14 protein-coding genes and 1 pseudogene are annotated in these 16035 nt (G+C 72.2%); 8 read left to right on the plus strand and 7 right to left on the minus strand.

Translation table 11 applies throughout. The features are described from left to right. Positions 1-28 precede the first annotated feature (28 nt). Positions 29-1189 carry a methyltransferase domain-containing protein gene (locus tag ABZW03_RS09380; RefSeq protein WP_355254266.1) on the plus strand — a complete coding sequence of 387 codons (1161 nt, stop codon included), beginning with the start codon at positions 29-31 and terminating at the stop codon, positions 1187-1189. Continuing rightward, positions 1186-2364 carry a methyltransferase domain-containing protein gene (locus ABZW03_RS09385; protein WP_355254268.1) on the plus strand — a complete coding sequence of 393 codons (1179 nt, stop codon included), beginning with the start codon at positions 1186-1188 and terminating at the stop codon, positions 2362-2364. The genes ABZW03_RS09380 and ABZW03_RS09385 overlap by 4 nt, the downstream gene beginning before the upstream one ends. 57 nt (positions 2365-2421) lie before the next feature. On the opposite strand, the gene ABZW03_RS09390 is transcribed toward ABZW03_RS09385, so the two are convergent. Beyond that, positions 2422-4449: a prolyl oligopeptidase family serine peptidase gene (locus tag ABZW03_RS09390; protein ID WP_355254270.1), complete on the minus strand. Its 2028-nt coding sequence runs from the start codon at positions 4447-4449 to the stop codon at positions 2422-2424. 139 nt (positions 4450-4588) lie between these two features. Continuing rightward, entirely contained in the window at positions 4589-6112 is a 1524-nt protein-coding gene (locus tag ABZW03_RS09395) for an oligopeptide:H+ symporter (protein WP_355254272.1), read from the minus strand. A gap of 329 nt (positions 6113-6441) precedes the next feature. Between ABZW03_RS09395 and ABZW03_RS09400 the strand changes: the two genes are divergently transcribed. Both ABZW03_RS09400 and ABZW03_RS09405 read left to right on the plus strand, forming a co-directional pair. Next, positions 6442-7116 carry a response regulator transcription factor gene (locus ABZW03_RS09400; RefSeq protein ID WP_030058577.1) on the plus strand — a complete coding sequence of 225 codons (675 nt, stop codon included), beginning with the start codon at positions 6442-6444 and terminating at the stop codon, positions 7114-7116. A gap of 60 nt (positions 7117-7176) precedes the next feature. Next, complete coding sequence (locus ABZW03_RS09405; protein ID WP_355254275.1) at positions 7177-8424, plus strand: ATP-binding protein; 1248 nt, start codon at positions 7177-7179, stop codon at positions 8422-8424. 48 nt (positions 8425-8472) lie between these two features. Here ABZW03_RS09405 and ABZW03_RS09410 read toward each other — a convergent pair whose 3' ends face one another. Together ABZW03_RS09410 and ABZW03_RS09415 are read right to left on the minus strand one after the other, a co-directional pair. Continuing rightward, positions 8473-9189: an ester cyclase gene (locus ABZW03_RS09410; protein ID WP_355254277.1), complete on the minus strand. Its 717-nt coding sequence runs from the start codon at positions 9187-9189 to the stop codon at positions 8473-8475. Positions 9190-9367: 178 nt separating this feature from the next. Next, a complete protein-coding gene (locus ABZW03_RS09415) occupies positions 9368-9889 on the minus strand; it encodes a GtrA family protein (protein WP_355254279.1) in 522 nt (173 codons plus the stop codon). 301 nt (positions 9890-10190) lie between these two features. Between ABZW03_RS09415 and ABZW03_RS09420 the strand changes: the two genes are divergently transcribed. From ABZW03_RS09420 to ABZW03_RS09430, 3 genes are read left to right on the plus strand one after another with little or no spacing between them, the layout of a single operon-like run. Further along, a complete protein-coding gene (locus ABZW03_RS09420; RefSeq protein WP_355254281.1) occupies positions 10191-11330 on the plus strand; it encodes a 5-(carboxyamino)imidazole ribonucleotide synthase in 1140 nt (379 codons plus the stop codon). Next, positions 11327-11851 (plus strand): 5-(carboxyamino)imidazole ribonucleotide mutase, encoded by a 525-nt coding sequence (purE, locus tag ABZW03_RS09425; RefSeq protein ID WP_355254283.1) that lies wholly within the window; start codon positions 11327-11329, stop codon positions 11849-11851. The genes ABZW03_RS09420 and purE overlap by 4 nt, the downstream gene beginning before the upstream one ends. Before the next feature lie 33 nt (positions 11852-11884). After that, complete coding sequence (locus tag ABZW03_RS09430; protein ID WP_355254285.1) at positions 11885-13099, plus strand: dipeptidase; 1215 nt, start codon at positions 11885-11887, stop codon at positions 13097-13099. On the opposite strand, the gene ABZW03_RS09435 is transcribed toward ABZW03_RS09430, so the two are convergent. The 3 genes from ABZW03_RS09435 to ABZW03_RS09445 all read right to left on the minus strand — a co-directional run bounded on the left by ABZW03_RS09435 (position 13096) and on the right by ABZW03_RS09445 (position 15684). Then, entirely contained in the window at positions 13096-13509 is a 414-nt protein-coding gene (locus tag ABZW03_RS09435; RefSeq protein ID WP_355254287.1) for a CoA-binding protein, read from the minus strand. The two genes, ABZW03_RS09430 and ABZW03_RS09435, sit on opposite strands and share 4 nt — an antisense overlap. Before the next feature lie 40 nt (positions 13510-13549). Further along, entirely contained in the window at positions 13550-14212 is a 663-nt protein-coding gene (locus tag ABZW03_RS09440; RefSeq protein WP_355254289.1) for a hypothetical protein, read from the minus strand. Between the two features lie 134 nt (positions 14213-14346). Beyond that, the gene (locus tag ABZW03_RS09445) at positions 14347-15684 is read right to left on the minus strand and encodes a UDP-glucose/GDP-mannose dehydrogenase family protein (RefSeq protein WP_355254291.1); all 1338 of its coding nucleotides are present in this window, start codon (positions 15682-15684) and stop codon (positions 14347-14349) included. A gap of 229 nt (positions 15685-15913) precedes the next feature. On the opposite strand from ABZW03_RS09445, the pseudogene ABZW03_RS09450 reads away from it, so the two are divergent. Continuing rightward, a pseudogene (locus tag ABZW03_RS09450) lies at positions 15914-16035 on the plus strand (acyl-CoA dehydrogenase family protein); the annotation flags it as partial.

Raw genomic sequence — 16035 nt, forward strand, 5'->3', positions numbered from 1 at the left:
CCGCCGAAGAAGAAGTGAGCCCGAACTGATGGACCAGTACGCGCAGTTGCTCGCGGACCTCACCGAGGCCGGCGCGCTGGGCGAGGAGTGGCGGGGCGCGTTCGAGCGCGCCCCGCGCTCTGCCTTCATTCCGGACACCGTGTGGGCCCCGGACGAGGAAGCCCCGACCGGCTATCGGCGGATCACCAAGGCCGACGCACCGGACGCCTGGTGGGCGTTGGTGAACGCCAACGGCGTGGTCGTCACGCAGGTTGACGACGGAGACGAGGACGGGCCCGGCATCGCCACGTCGTCGGCCTCCATGCCGTCCTTGGTCGCGTCCATGCTCGGCCACCTGGACGTGACGGCCGGAAACACGGCGCTCGACATCGGCACGGGAACCGGTTGGACAAGTGCCCTGCTGTGCGAGCGACTTGGCGACGGGGCCGTGACGACGATCGAGGTCGACCCGGCGGTGGCCGCCGCAGCCGGGGAGCGCCTGGCAGGGATCGGGTTGAAGCCCAGCCGGGTCGTCGGCGACGGCCTTCTCGGCTACCCGGCCGGTGGCCCCTACGACCGCATCCACTCCACTGCGGCCGTTCAGCAGGTGCCACTCGCGTGGATCGAGCAGACCCGCCCCGGCGGCATCATCGTGACCCCCTGGGGCACTCCGTACGCGAACGCCGGGTTGCTCCGGCTGGAGGTCGGCGGGCCGGGCAAGCCGACTCACGGCCGCTTCGTCGACAACGTCTCGTTCATGTGGATGCGGGCACAACGCCCGCACGTCGTGAGCGAACCGGCCGGCGTGTCGGACGACTGGGGCCCCTCGGCGATGGACCCGGAGTTGGCGCTGGAGGACGTGAACGCCGCCTTCGCCATCGGCCTGCGGGTGCCGGACACCCGGTACGAACACGTCTGGGACGAGGCCGACCCCGGCGCCACGTTCCGCATGCGGCTCTCGGACGGCGCGGGCTCCTGGGCGTCCGTCCGCTACGCCGGGTGGGACGCCGAGGATGCCGTTCACCAGTTCGGACCTCGCCGGCTGTGGGGCGAGGTCGTCAGCGCCCGCCTGTGGTGGCTGGAGGAGGGCAAGCCGGACCTTCGCCGGTTCGGCGTGACCATCACCCCGGACGGCGCACAGTTCGTCTGGCTGGACGCCCCCGGCAAAGGTATCGAAAAGCACGGCGGCGGCTCCGGCGGCGGCAAGTGACCAGTGAGACGCACGAGGAGGCGGGCCCCCAGGGGCTCGCCTCCGCGCTGGTGGCCGGTGGCGCGCTCTCCTCGGACTGGCTCCCCTCCTTACGGGCCGTACCCCGCGAGTTGTTCGTCCCGGACCGCATCTGGCCGGGCATCGCGGACGGCACCAAACAGAACCCCGTGGTGTACCGGTCGCAGGAGCCCGAAACCTGGCGGCGGGCGGTCTACTCGGACATCCCGCTGACCACGCAGTGGGACGACGGCGGCCACAAGGGCGACGGACTCGGGACGACTCCGACCTCCTCCAACACCATGCCCACCATGGTGTTCTCGATGCTCCAGGACCTCGACGTGCGCCCGGGCGACAGGGTGCTGGAGGTCGGAGCCGGCACTGGCTGGAACGCGGGCTTGCTGGCCCACCGCTTGGGCAACCTCAACGTCGTGACTGTCGAGTACGACCCGGACGTCGCTCGCGGGGCCCGGGAGAACCTGGACCGGGCGGGGCTCGCCCCGACCGTCATCGAGGGCGACGGACGCTCCGGGTGGTCGCAGGGCGCTCCGTACGATCGGATCATCGCCACCTGCTCCCTGCTGGAGATCCCTGCGGCGTGGCTGGCACAGACGGCGCCCGGCGGGATCATCGTGGCGCCGTACGGCACCGAGTACGGTGGCGAGCAGATCGTCCGGCTGACCGTGAACGACGACGGGACCAGCGCCAGCGGGAGGTTCACCCGGAGCTCCGCGTTCATGCGACTGCGCCAGCAGCGCACGGACCGGCCGCCCTTCGAGGACTACCTGCGCGGGCAGGAGTGGCCCGCCGACGGAGTGCGAAGCACCACCGCGCTGGCCCCGCCGGACACGGGTGGGTGGTTCGAGCAGTTCGTCATCGGGGCGGCCGTGCCCGGCGTGTTCTGGCGGGCGGAGCGCTACGACGACGGCGCGTACACGCTGTGGCTCTACGGCCGGGACACCGAGTCGTGGGCGTCGGCCGACTACGAGCGGGGCCGTACGGAGTACGAGGTGTACCAGTCCGGCCCCCGGAACCTCTGGGACGAGGTGGAGGCCACCTGGCGCTGGTGGGACGACCAGGGCCGTCCCGGCTTCGACCGGTTCGGCCTCACGGTCGGGGCCGAGGGCCACACCGTGTGGCTCGACTCCCCGGCGAACCCGGTGCCGATCCGTGGCTGAGTCGTTCCGTTGCTTCGCCCCGTCGAGCCCACTCGGCTCGACGGGGCGAAGGCCTGCTCACTCCAATCCCAACGACCTTCGCAGGAAGTCCAGTTCGTGCCGCAGCAGGTGCTCCACCACGGCCTCGTCGGTGGGCCGGTGGCCGGTGGCGCGCAGTGGGAGGACCTCGTGCGGGCGGCCGGCGGCGAGCAGCGCGGCGGACAGCCGCAGGGTGTGGGCCGGGTGGACGTTGTCGTCGGCGAGGCCCTGGACCAGCAGCAGCGGGCGGCTCAGTTTCGGTGCCTCGGCGATCAGCGAGCCGCCGTCGTAGTGCGCGGGGTGCTCGTCGGGGTGGCCGAGGAACCGCTCCTGCCAGTGGGTGTCGTAGAGCCGCCAGTCGGTGGGGGCGGCTCCGGCGGAGGCGGCGTGGAAGACGTCCGGGCGGCGCAGGACGGCGAGGGCGGCGAGGTAGCCGCCGTAGGACCAGCCGCGGATGCCGACCCGGTCGAGGTCGAGCAGCCCGGGCCGCAGCCGGTCGACCGCCCGCAGGCCGTGGACCTGGTCCGCCAGCGGGAGCGTCGCCTTGTCGCCGTGGATGGCCTTGTCCCAGCGCGGCCCGCGCCCGGGGGTGCCGCGGCCGTCCACCACGAGCACCGCGAAGCCCTGGTCGGCGAACCACTGCGAGACCTGGTCCCACCAGAGGCCGCCGGTGGTGGCCTTCTGCTGCGCGGGGCCGCCGTACGGGTCGAGCAGGACGGGCAGCGGGCCGTTCCCGGGGCGGTGGCCGGCGGGCAGGAACAGCGCGGCGCGCAGCTTCAGCGGGCCGAGCCGGAGCAGCTCGGGCGCCGCGGTGCGGACCGGCGGCTCGGCGCGGGAGGCGAGCGGGAGTGCCGGGCGGCCCTCGCGCAGGACGGTGGAGCGGCCGCCCGGGTGGCCGGGGGAGCGGGTGGTGAGCACCAGCGTGCCGCCGCGGCGCACCCCGGTGTGCAGACCGGGGCCGCTGCTCAGCTTCCGTAGGCCGCCGTCCGGGCCGTACGTCCAGAGATGGGTCTCGGTGGGCTCCTCGGAGGCGGTGAACAGCACCTGTTCGCCGTCCGTCCCGAGCACCGCGCGCAGCTGGAGCCCGGGCGGGGTGACGGGCTTGCCGTCGACGGTCAGGTGCCGGGTGTCGCCCAGGTCGGCGGTGTCCACCAGGGCGCCGCTCCCGGTGCGGGCGGGCAGGCCGGGGAGCAGCTCGATCCAGTGGGCGTCCTGCCGCTCGGCGAGCACCAGGGTGGTGCCGTCCGGCCTGATGGCCAGGGTGCGGACGGTGCGCTGGTCGCGGCTCTGCACGGCGGCGTACGGGCCGTGGGCGTCCCAGCCAGCGGCGGTGAGGTACTCGAAGGCGGCGCGGTCCCAGCGGACCTCGGTGGTGGTGCCGTCGAGGCCGAGCAGCCGCAGCGAGACCTCCGCGTTGGCGGTGCCGGCGAGCGGGTAGCGGACGGCGCGCGGCGGGCGGTGCGGGTCGGCGGGGTCGGCCAGGAAGAGGCGGGCGAGCGGGCGGTCGTCGACCCGGGCGACCAGCAGCGCGGTGCCGTCGGGGGACCACCAGTGGCCGCGGTCGCGGTGCATCTCCTCGGCGGCGACGTACTCGGCGAGTCCGTAGGAGACGTCCTCGGCCTCGGGTTCGGCGAGCGGGCGGTCGTCCGTGCCGTCGACGCCGACCACCCGCAGGGCACCGCCGTGGACGTAGGCGATCCGGCGGCCGGTCGGGTCCAGCCGCGGGTCCCGCGGCGGGCCGGCGGCGGGGAGGGCGCGGACGGTGCCGCCAGCGGTGTCGGCCAGCCACAGGGCGCCGTCCAGCGCGAAGGCGGCGAGTGCGCCGGCGGCGTCGGTGCTGTACCCGGCGATGCCCTCACGGGCGCCCAGCGCGGCCGGGTCGGCGATCAGCCGTTCCTCGCCGGTGGCGGTGTCCAGGGCCCAGAGGCAGGCGAGCGGGTCGGTGCCGGTGCGGCCGCGCAGGAAGAGCACGGTGGTGCCGTCCGGCGAGGGCTCCGGCTGGACCGGGACGCCCAGGGTGAACCGTCGGGTGCGGGCCAGCTGGCGGGGTAAGGCGAGCGTCGTCATGCCGGGCACCATAGGCACGGCCGGTCCGTGCCTGTCGAGCGCGACGGCGCGGAAGGACGGCCGGGGAAAGACGACCGGGGCCGCCGTGGATCTCAGGAATCCACGGCGGCCCCGGGGTCGGGAGCCGGAGGCCGGTCCGTCAGCGCACGTCGCCCATGAGGGCCTGGACCTTCTTGCGGTACGTGAAGACGGCGAACCCGGCGAGGGCCGCGAGCGCGGCCTGCATCGCGATGATCCCGGTGCCGTTGAGGTCGACGCCGGCCAGCGAGAGCAGCCCGGTGGTGCAGTCACCGGCGGTGACGGCGAGGAACCAGACGCCCATCATCTGGGAGGCGTACTTCTGCGGCGCCATCTTGGTGGTGACCGAGAGGCCGACCGGGGAGAGGCACAGCTCGCCGATGGTCTGGATCATGTAGATCGAGACGAGCCACATCGGGGAGACCTTGTCGCCGCCGTCCGCCATGTTCATCGGGACGATGAAGATGAAGAACGAGGCGCCGACCAGGAGCAGGCCCATCGAGAACTTCACGATGGTGTTCGGCTCCTTGTTCCGGCGGGACAGCCAGATCCACAGCCAGGCGAAGACCGGCGCCAGCGCCATCACGAACAGCGGGTTCAGCGACTGGTACCAGGTGGCCGAGAAGCCGAGGCCGAACAGGGTGTCCGCGGTCTTCTTGTCCGCGAACAGGGAGAGCGTCGACCCGCCCTGGTCGTAGATCATCCAGAAGGCGGCGGCCGCGGCGAAGAACCAGATGTAGGCGGACATCTTGGACTGCTCGGCGGCGCTCAGGTCCTTGTCGCGCTTGATCCGGACCAGCACGGCGACGGGGATGAGCAGACCGGCCAGGGTCAGCGGGACCAGGGCCCAGTTCAGCGTGTAGACGCCCATCGCGACGATGGCGCCGTAGAACGCGGCGGCGGCCAGGACCGCGACGCCGACCTTCACCAGCAGGCTCTTGCGCTCCGCCGGCAGCAGCGGGTTCGGGACCTTGCTGCTCTTCTCGCTCAGGTGGCGGCTGCCCAGCAGGAACTGCACCAGGCCGAGGGCCATGCCGGCCGCGGCCAGCCCGAAGCCCAGGTGCCAGTTGTGCTCCTTGCCGATCGTCCCGATGACGAACGGGGCGACGAAGGCACCGAGGTTGATGCTCATGTAGAAGACGGTGAAGCCACCGTCGCGGCGCGGGTCCTCGGGGCCGTTGTAGAGGTGGCCGACCATCGTGGAGATGTTGGCCTTCAGCAGCCCGGAGCCGACCGCGACCAGGAGCAGGCCGGCGAAGAACGCCGCCTGGCCCGGGACGGCCAGCGCGATGTGGCCGGCCACGATCACGGACCCGGCGATGGCGACGGTCTTGCGGGCGCCCCAGACCCGGTCGCCGAACCAGCCGCCCGGGTAGGCCATGAGGTAGACCATCGAGACGTAGACGGAGTAGATCGCCGTCGCCATCGTGGCCGTCATGGCGAGGCCGCCGCCCTGGCTGCCGGCCGCGGCGTCGGCGCCACCGGAGACCAGGTAGTAGATGAGCAGGGCGCGCATGCCGTAGTAGGAGAAGCGCTCCCACATCTCGGTCATGAACAGGGTGGCGAGACCTCGGGGGTGACCGAGGAAGGTCTTGCCGCTGGGAGAGGCCGACGTGACGTCGGCGTCCAGGGTCTTAGACGCCATGAATAGTGGTTCCTTGCCTGACAGCGTCCGCCTAGGGGGGTGGCGGCGGACGTGGACGAAACCACTCTACGTGGCGACATTTGGCTCTATCAGATGACAAAAGTCTTGAATCAGGTGTGGGAATGGCAATGTTGGCCACAGATCTTCCCGGTCTATCGATGGTAGACGGGCGTGTCTTCCTTCGGATTCAAGATCAAAACGGGGATTCTTCGCCGAACGACCGGCCCGCCACGGAGTGTTGAAGCCCTCCGCGGCCTTGTATAACGATCACGCTCTGTGAACTACCTCACAGGGCGTACGCGCATACCCCGGCGGACTACCATCACCCCATGACCTGTGTGCTGCTCGCCGAGGACGATCCGGCGATCTCCGAACCGCTCGCCCGGGCCCTGCGACGCGAGGGCTACGAGGTCCTCGTCCGCGAGGACGGTCCGACCGCACTGGCCGCCGGCCTCACCGAGGAGGTCGACCTCGTCGTCCTGGACCTCGGCCTGCCCGAGATGGACGGCCTGGAGGTCTGCCGCCGCCTGCGCGCCGACGGCAAGAGCTGCCCGGTCCTGGTGCTCACCGCCCGCGCGGACGAGGTGGACACCGTGGTCGGCCTGGACGCCGGCGCCGACGACTACGTCACCAAGCCGTTCCGGCTGGCCGAGCTGCTCGCCCGGGTCCGGGCCCTGCTCCGGCGCGGCAACGTCGACCAGCTCACCACCGGCGCGCACGGGGTGAAGATCGACATCGAGTCCCACCGCGCCTGGCTCGGCGACGAGGAGCTCACCCTCTCCGCCAAGGAGTTCGAGCTGCTGCGGGTCCTGGTCCGGGACGCCGGCCGGGTGGTCACCCGCGAGGAGATCATGCGGCAGGTCTGGGACACCACCTGGTGGACCTCCACCAAGACCCTGGACATGCACATCTCCTGGCTCCGCAAGAAGCTCGGCGACGACGCGGCCAACCCGCGCTACATCGCCACCGTGCGCGGGGTCGGCTTCCGGTTCGAGAAGAATTGACCCCCTGACGGAGAACGGGCCCTCGGCCCGCGGCAGCGGAACACCCCGGGGAGCGGCGGCGTGAAACGCAGGATGATCAACTCGCTGCTGGGCGTCGTCCTGGTGGTGGTCGTGGTGTTCTGCGTGCCGATCGCCCTGGTCGAGAAGCGGACCATCGTCAACTCGGCCCAGGACCGGGTGGACGCGGCCGCCGTCCGGGTGCTCGCCCTGGTCGAGAGCCGGCTCGCCGCCGGGGAGCCGGTCACCGGGCGGGCCTTCGAGAGCCAGGTCACCGAGGGCAGCTACGTCGAGGTGCAGGTGCCCGGCCAGCCGGTGGTCTCCGCGGGGGAGCGCCCGCCCGGGAGCCACCTGCTGAAGGCCGTCGAGCGCGGCAACAGCGGCGAGACCGTCACCGTCGAGCAGTCCCGCGAGGACGTCGACCACGAGATCGCCAACAACCTGCTGCTGCTCGGCGTGGTCGCCCTGCTCGCCGTCCAGGCCGCGGTGGCGCTCGCCGTCTGGCAGGCCAAGCGGCTCGCCCGGCCGCTCACCGACCTCGCCGAGACCGCCGAGCGGCTCGGCTCCGGCGACCCCCGCCCGCGCGACCGCCGCTACGGGGTGCCCGAGCTCGACCGGGTCGCCGAGGTGCTGGACACCAGCGCCGAACGGATCGCCCGGATGCTCACCGCCGAGCGCCGGCTCGCCGCCGACGCCTCGCACCAGCTGCGCACCCCGCTCACCGCGCTCTCCATGCGGCTGGAGGAGATCACCGCGCTCGCCGAGGACCCGCAGACCGTCCGGGAGGAGGCCACCATCGCCCTCCAGCAGGTCGAGCGGCTCACCGACGTCGTCCAGCGGCTGCTCACCACCCAGCGCGACCCGCGCAGCCCCACCGCCGTCGCCTTCGACCTGGACGAGGTGATCAAGCAGCAGGTGGAGGAGTGGGGCCCGACGCTGCGGGAGCGGGGCCGGGTGCTCTCCCTGGAGGGGCTGCGCGGGGTCACCGCGGTCGGCACCCCGGGGACGGTGGCCCAGGTGCTGGCCACCCTGATCGAGAACTCGCTGATGCACGGCGCCGGGACGATCACCCTGCGGATCCGGCCGTCCGGCACCTCGGTGGTGGTCGAGGTCCAGGACGAGGGCGCCGGGGTGCCGGCGGACCTCGGCAACCGGGTCTTCGAACGCGCGGTCAGCGGGCGCAACTCCACCGGCATCGGGCTGGCCGTCGCCCGCGACCTCGCGGAGGCGGACGGCGGGCGGCTCGAACTGCTCTCGCTGAAGCCCGCGGTGTTCGCGCTCTTCCTGGGGCGGAGCCACAAGAACGACTAGCGCGGTCCCGGGCGCAGCCGCCAGGGCCGAGGGCGGTCCCGGGCGGGCTCAGGCGCCCGGCCGGTCGGCTCGGGCGCCCGGCAGCACGCCGAGCTGGCGCATCAGGCTCATCACGTCCCACTGCCACCAGCCCTCGCAGATCCTGCCCTCCTCGAAGCGGAAGGTGGTCGTGCCGCGGCCGACCACCGACCTGCCGGTGTTCGGGACGCCCATGAAGTCGGCCTTCTGGGTGGCGTTCCAGGTCCACCGGGTGGCCACCTCGTCGCCCTCGGCGATCTGGCTCTCGACGTCGAAGGTGAAGTCGAAGGCGTTCAGGTAGCCGCCGCAGCGCTCCCGGAACGCCGCGGGGCCGACGGCGTCGCCCTCGCTGCCGTAGTCGTGGTCGCGGTAGTCGGCGGTCATGCACTCGTCGATGACGTCGAGGTTGCCGCGGGACAGCTCGTCGAGGACCCGGCTCGCGGTGGCCTTGTCGAACTGCGCGTCGCGGACCACGTCGAGGTCGGTGAAGGTGGGCGGCGCGTCGCAGAGCGCCACCATCTCGCGGAAGATCCGGTCGGTCTCCGGCAGGTCGGAGTTCTTCATCGCCTCCTCGTAGGAGGGGAACTCCACGATCTCCACCACGTGCTTGGTGTCGGAACGGTCGGTACCGACCACCGCGTGGGAGGCGGTCCGCTTGCCCCGGGTCGCCTCGACCCAGGTGTCCAGCAGCTGGTTGAGGTCGTCGAGCCTGTCGGTCTTGCAGTCGATGATCTGGACGAACGTCATGGCGAGCCTCCTGGCCCCCTCGGCCGTGATCGTTCGCCGACCGTGCTCGCCCTCGGTCACCACTGTCCTCCGCCGGACGCGGAAACGGCAAGCCCCGGCGGCCGGTTCGGCCTGCCGGGGCTGCGGAGAGTGACGGGGTACGGGCTGCGGGTGGCTGTTCGGGCCGGGCCGCGGGCGGCTACTCGGCCTGGGCGAAGCGGATCCGCTCGGCGGCCAGCATCAGCTCGGCCTGGGCGGCCAGCTCCTGGCCGCTGGTGGCGGCAGCCGTCTGCTGCGCGGGCAGCTCGACGGGCTCCTCCGGCACCGCCTTGAACACCCAGGTGCGGTACGAGACGAAGCGGAACACGGTGGCCACCGCGAGCCCGATCACCTTGGCGCCGATCTGCTCGTAGTGCGAGCGCAGGTCGAGCACGTACACCGAGAAGCCGAGCACGCCGGTCTCGATCAGCATGCCGATGCCGCTGTAGACCAGGAAGAGGGTGATCTCGCGCTTGCGGGAGGCGGCGTCGCGGTCCCGGTAGAGCCAGTAGCGGTAGCCCAGGTAGTTGGTGGCGATCGCGATCACCGTCGCGACGATGTTCGACCGCACCGAGGCCAGGCCCATGCCGTTGATGCAGACCCAGAAGACGGCGAAGTTGACCACCACGCCGCTCAGGCCGACGATGCCGAACTTCACCACTTCACCCGTGATCCCGCGCATCCTCTGCGCGAGTGAGGGTTCCGAAGCTGCGGTCGTCGCCATACCGGACTGCCTCCATGTGCCTGCGGGTCGAACGGGCCGGTCGCGTCGGCGCGGCCGTCCCTTGAGCCCTGCGTGCACGCACATGATCGGACCGCGCGGACCAGGACCTGGCCGACCAGGCTACCCGCTTCCATCGAACGGCTCAGCCCTGAGGGCGTCGGGTTGACATCTACGCGCGTCCGCTCCGCAGGCCCCACCGGCGGCTCCACCGCCCCCGACCGGCCCGGATATCCTGGGCCGCGTGACTTCCCCGGGCAATGTGAATTTTCCAGTGGTGGGCATGATCGGTGGCGGGCAGCTGGCCCGCATGGCACACCAGGCGGGCATCCCGCTCGGGGTCAGGTTCAAACTCCTCGCCGACACGCCCCAGGACTCCGCCGCGCAGGTGGTCTCCGACGTCGTCCTCGGTGACTACCGCGACCTCGACACCCTGCGCGCCTTCGCCGCCGGCTGCGACGTGATCACCTTCGACCACGAGCACGTCCCCACCGAGCACCTGCGGGCCCTGGAGGCCGACGGCATCGCCGTCCGCCCCGGCCCGGAGGCGCTGGTCAACGCCCAGGACAAGGGCGTGATGCGGGCCAAGCTGGACTCCATCGACGTGCCCTGCCCCCGGCACCGGATCGTCGCCGACCCGGCCGACGTCACCGCCTTCGCGAACGAGGGCTCGGGCTATCCCGTGGTCCTGAAGACCGTCCGCGGCGGCTACGACGGCAAGGGCGTCTGGGTCGTCGACGACGAGGAGCAGGCGCACGCCCCGTTCCTGGCCGGCGTCGCGGTGCTGGCCGAGGAGAAGGTCGACTTCGTCCGCGAGCTGGCCGCCAACGTGGTCCGCTCGCCCAGCGGCCAGGCCGTCGCCTACCCGGTGGTGGAGAGCGTCCAGGAGAACGGGATCTGCGCCGAGGTCACCGCCCCCGCGCCGGACCTCGACCCGGCCCTGTCCGACGAGGCCCAGCAGCTCGCCCTGCGGATCGCCGGCGACCTCGGCATCGTCGGCCACCTCGCCGTCGAGCTGTTCCAGACCCGGGACGGCCGCATCCTGGTCAACGAGCTGGCCATGCGGCCCCACAACTCCGGGCACTGGACCCAGGACGGCGCGGTCACCTCGCAGTTCGAGAACCACCTGCGGGCCGTCCTCGACCTCCCGCTCGGTGACCCCCGCCCGCGCGCCAAGTGGACCGTCATGGTCAACGTCCTCGGCGGCGACTACCCGGACATGTACCACCCCTTCCTGCACTGCATGGCCCGCGACCCCGGGCTGCGGATCCACATGTACGGGAAGGACGTGAAGCCCGGCCGCAAGGTCGGCCACGTCAACGTCTTCGGGGACGACCTCGAAGACGTCCGCGAGCGCGCCCGCCACGCGGCCGCCTACCTGCGAGGAACGATCACCGAATGACGAACCCTGTCGTTGGCATCGTGATGGGCTCGGACTCCGACTGGCCGGTCATGGAGGCCGCCGCCCAGGCGCTCGACGAGTTCGAGGTCCCCTACGAGGTGGACGTGGTCTCCGCCCACCGGATGCCCCGCGAGATGGTCGCGTACGGCGAGCGGGCCCACGAGCGCGGCCTGAAGGCGATCATCGCGGGCGCCGGCGGCGCGGCCCACCTGCCGGGCATGCTCGCCTCGGTCACCCCGCTGCCGGTCATCGGCGTGCCGGTGCCGCTGCGCTACCTGGACGGCATGGACAGCCTGCTGTCGATCGTCCAGATGCCGGCCGGCGTGCCGGTGGCGACCGTCTCGGTGGCCGGCGCGCGCAACGCCGGCCTGCTCGCGGTGCGGATGCTCGCCGCCTTCGACCCCGAGCTCACCGAGAAGATGACCGACTTCCAGGCCGAGCTGAACAACCAGGCCACCGAGAAGGGCAAGAAGCTGCGCGCCAAGGTGGCCGGTTCCTCCTCCTTCGGGTTCGGCAAGTAAGTCCGCCGGCCGGGGTGGGGTAGAACAGCCCGTATGACGACTCGGACGGACTCCCCCACCTCGCTGGACCGCGCCCGCGCCCTGCTGCGCACCGCCCCCGTGGTGGACGGCCACAACGACCTCCCCTGGGCGATGCGCGAGCAGGCCGGGTACGACCTCGGCGCGCTCGACCTCGCCGCCGACCAGAGCGACCGCCTGCACACCGACCTCGCCCGCCTCGCGGAGGGCGGGGTCGGTGCCCAGTTCTGGTCCGTCTACGTCCCCGCCTCGCTGGCCGGCGACCACGCGGTGAGCGCCACCCTGGAGCAGGTCGACTTCGTCCACGCCCTGGTCGAGCGCTACCCGGACCGGCTGCGCCTGGCCCGGACCGCCGCCGACATGGAGGCCGCCCGCGCCGAGGGCCGGATCGCCTCCCTGATGGGCGCCGAGGGCGGCCACTCCATCGACTGCTCGCTGGCCACCCTGCGCGCCCTGTACGAGCTGGGCGTGCGGTACCTGACGCTCACCCACAACGACAACGTGCCGTGGGCGGACTCCGCGACCGACGAGCCGGCGGCCGGCGGGCTGACCCGGTTCGGCGAGGAGGTCGTCCGGGAGATGAACCGGCTCGGCATGCTGGTCGACCTCTCGCACGTCTCCGCCGACACCATGCGCGACGCGCTGCGGGTCACCGAGGCGCCCGTCGTCTTCTCGCACTCCTCCGCGCGCGCCGTCTGCGGCCACCCGCGCAACATCCCCGACGACGTGCTCGCCCAGCTGCCCGCCAACGGCGGCGTGGCGATGGCGACCTTCGTGCCCAAGTTCATCCTGCCCGCCGCCATCGAGTGGACCCGGGCCGCCGACGAGAACATGCGCGCCCACGGCTTCGACCCGCTGGACACCACCCCGGCGGGGATGGAGCGTCAGCGCGCCTTCGAGGCCGCCAACCCGCGCCCGGTCGCCACCCCGGCCACCGTCGCCGACCACCTCGACCACATGCGCGAGGTGGCCGGCATCGACCACATCGGCATCGGCGGCGACTTCGACGGCACCGCCTTCCTGCCGGACGGCCTGGACTCGGTGGCCGGCTACCCCAACCTGGTCGCCGAACTCCTCGGCCGCCACTGGTCGGAGGCCGACCTGGCCAAGCTCACCTGGCACAACGCCGTCCGCGTCCTGCGCGACGCCGAGTCGGTGGCCGCCGGGCTGCGCGCGAGCCGCCGGCCGTCCATCGCCACCATCGCGCAGCTGGACGGCATTTCGGACTAGCCCAGCCGCGGGATCTCGATGGCCGGGCAGCGGTCCATCACCATGGCCAGCCCGGCCCGGCGGGTCCGCTCGTACGCGGCCTCGTCGGTGACCCCCAGCTGGAACCAGACCGCCTTGGCCCCGACCGCCACCGCCTGGTCGGCCACCTCCCCGGCGAGCGCGCTGTTCACGAACACGTCCACCACGTCCACCGGGAACGGGATCTCGGCGAGCGAGGCGTAGCCCTGCTCGCCGAGGACCGTCTCGGCCTTCGGGTGCACGGGCACGATCCGCTTGCCGTAGCGCTGCAGCACCCGGGCCACCCCGTAGGCCGCCCTGGCGGTATTGGTGGACAGGCCCACCACCGCCCAGGTGTCCCCGGTGTCGGTGAGGATCTCGCGGACCGCCGCGTCGTCGCCGTAGCTCGTCATGCCGGTGTCAACGAGGCCTTCGCGTGCGGCATTCCGTGCCTCATGGCGGCGGGGGAGGTGTCCGGCCGTGGTCCGAACCGGTCCAGTTCGGGACGGGGCCTCGCTGCCGCGCGCGGCCCTCGCGACGGCCCCCGGGAACGGCGTTCTCGGGCGAGAGCTGAACGGCGAGTCGCCACAGGACGCCGAGGATCACGAGCCCGGCCGCCAGGAAGAACGCGGCCAGCGCGACCCTGGTGAGCCACTGGTCGGAGGGCAGCAGGGCGGCCACGGTGAACTCGACCGTGAGCGCCAGCATGACGTAGTACAGCAGCCGCACCATCGATCCGGCGAAGGAGCGCAGCGGATAGAGGAGGAGGACCAGCCTGACCCTCTTCCGGAACGGAGCCTTTTCGCGGGGCGGCGCCTCGGTCTCCGGCGTCTGCAGGGCCCGGAGCTGGTCCTCCAGGTAGTCGGCCGCCCAGGCCCGGGTCGGAGCGATGTCGGCCCCTGGGGCGATGGCCGTGTAGGTGCTGAACCACTGGCCGAGGAAGCCGAGGTAGGCCTGCGCCTCCTCCAGCTGCCGCCGCCGCCTGGCCGCGGCGCTCCGTCGGGCACGCCAGTCCCGAAACCAGAACCCCGCGGCGCCGAGGAGCGCGGCCACCACGGCCGGGAGCGCCGATGTCACCACGTCGTGGACGACGCTCGACGCATCCGCTGCGGCCATGACCTCACCTCATCCGGCCCGCTCCGATGGCGGGGGAGTCGACGTCCTGTCCGTCGAGCATCCGGCGGACCGGGCGGCGGCGCTACGGGGATGAGCCATCCGGCCGTCCCCGCGATCGGCGGCGGGGACGGCCGTCAGCTGGGGCGGCCGAGGGCGCGGTAGGTCCAGCCGGCGGCGCGCCAGGCGTCGGCGTCCAGGACGTTGCGGCCGTCCAGGAGGCGGCGTTCGGCGACCACGGCGCCGAGCGCGGCCGGGTCCAGCTCGCGGAACTCGGACCACTCGGTGAGGTGGAGGACGACGTGGGCGCCCTCGGCGGCCTCCTCGGCGGAGTGGGCGTAGGTGAGCGAGGGGAACATCTTGCGGGCGTTGTCCACGGCCTTCGGGTCGTAGACGGTGACCTGGGCGCCCTGGAGCTGGATCTGGGCGGCCACGTTGAGGGCGGGGGAGTCCCGGATGTCGTCCGAGTTGGGCTTGAAGGCGGCGCCGAGGACGGCCACCCGGCGGCCCAGGAAGCCGCCGCCGCACTGCTCGCGGGCCAGCTCGACCATCCGGGAGCGGCGCCGCATGTTGATCGAGTCGACCTCGCGCAGGAAGGTCAGCGCCTGGTCGGCGCCGAGCTCGCCGGCCCGGGCCATGAACGCGCGGATGTCCTTGGGCAGGCAGCCGCCGCCGAAGCCGAGGCCGGAGTTGAGGAACTTGCCGCCGATCCGCTCGTCGTAGGCGAGCGCCTTGCTGAGCTGGGTGACGTCCGCGCCGGCCGCCTCGCAGACCTCGGCCATCGCGTTGATGAAGGAGATCTTGGTGGCCAGGAAGGAGTTGGCGGCCGCCTTGACCAGTTCGGCGGTCGCGTAGTCGGTGACCATGAACGGCACCCCGGCCGCGATCGGCTCCGCGTACACCTCGCGCAGCACCCGCTCGGCCCGCTCGCTCTGGGCGCCGACCACGATCCGGTCCGGCCGCAGGGTGTCCTGCACGGCGAAGCCCTCGCGCAGGAACTCCGGGTTCCAGGCGAGTTCGGCGCCCTCGCCGACCGGTGCCAGCGCGGCCAGCCGCTCGGCCAGCCGGGCCGCCGAGCCGACCGGGACGGTGGACTTGCCGACCACCAGGGCGGGGCGGGTCAGGTACGGCGCGAGCTCGTCGATCGCGGTGTCGACGTACGACATGTCGGCGGCGAACTCGCCCTTGCGCTGCGGGGTGTTGACGCAGATGAAGTGCACGTCGCCGAACTCGGCGGCCTCCTGGGCGGAGGTGGTGAAGCGCAGCCGTCCGGTCGAACCCTCGTGTCCGGCCACGTGCTTGAGCAGCAGTTCGGACAGCCCCGGCTCGTACATCGGGACGCGTCCGGCGGTCAGCATGGCGATCTTGTCGGGGTCGATGTCCAGACCCAGCACCTCGAAGCCGAACTCGGCCATCGCGGCGGCGTGCGTGGCGCCGAGGTAGCCGGTGCCGATCACGGAGATGCGGAGGGTCACGGGTTCTCCTTGGATGCGGACGCGACCAGTACGGATGCCCTGATGCTATCCGTCCGCGGGGGGCTCTCCGGGATCGCCCGCACGCCCGAGGGGCGTTCGGGACGCTAGGCAGCCGCAGGTCGGAGCCCTAGGATCTCTACTGAACGGTAGTTAACCGCGGATTCGACTCGCACCGGGCGTCGATCGGACCTCGATCGGGCACCGGTCACTGAACGACGAGGCAGGCATCATGGCGGGCAGCGCAGGGGCGGCTGACTTCGATCTCTTCCGGATCTCCGAGGAGCACGGGATGCTCCGTGAGGCGGTGCGTTCGCTGGCCGAGGCGAAGATCGCTCCGTTCGCGGCGGAGGT

Source organism: Kitasatospora sp. NPDC004799 (assembly GCF_040609095.1).
Lineage (GTDB): Bacteria > Actinomycetota > Actinomycetes > Streptomycetales > Streptomycetaceae > Kitasatospora.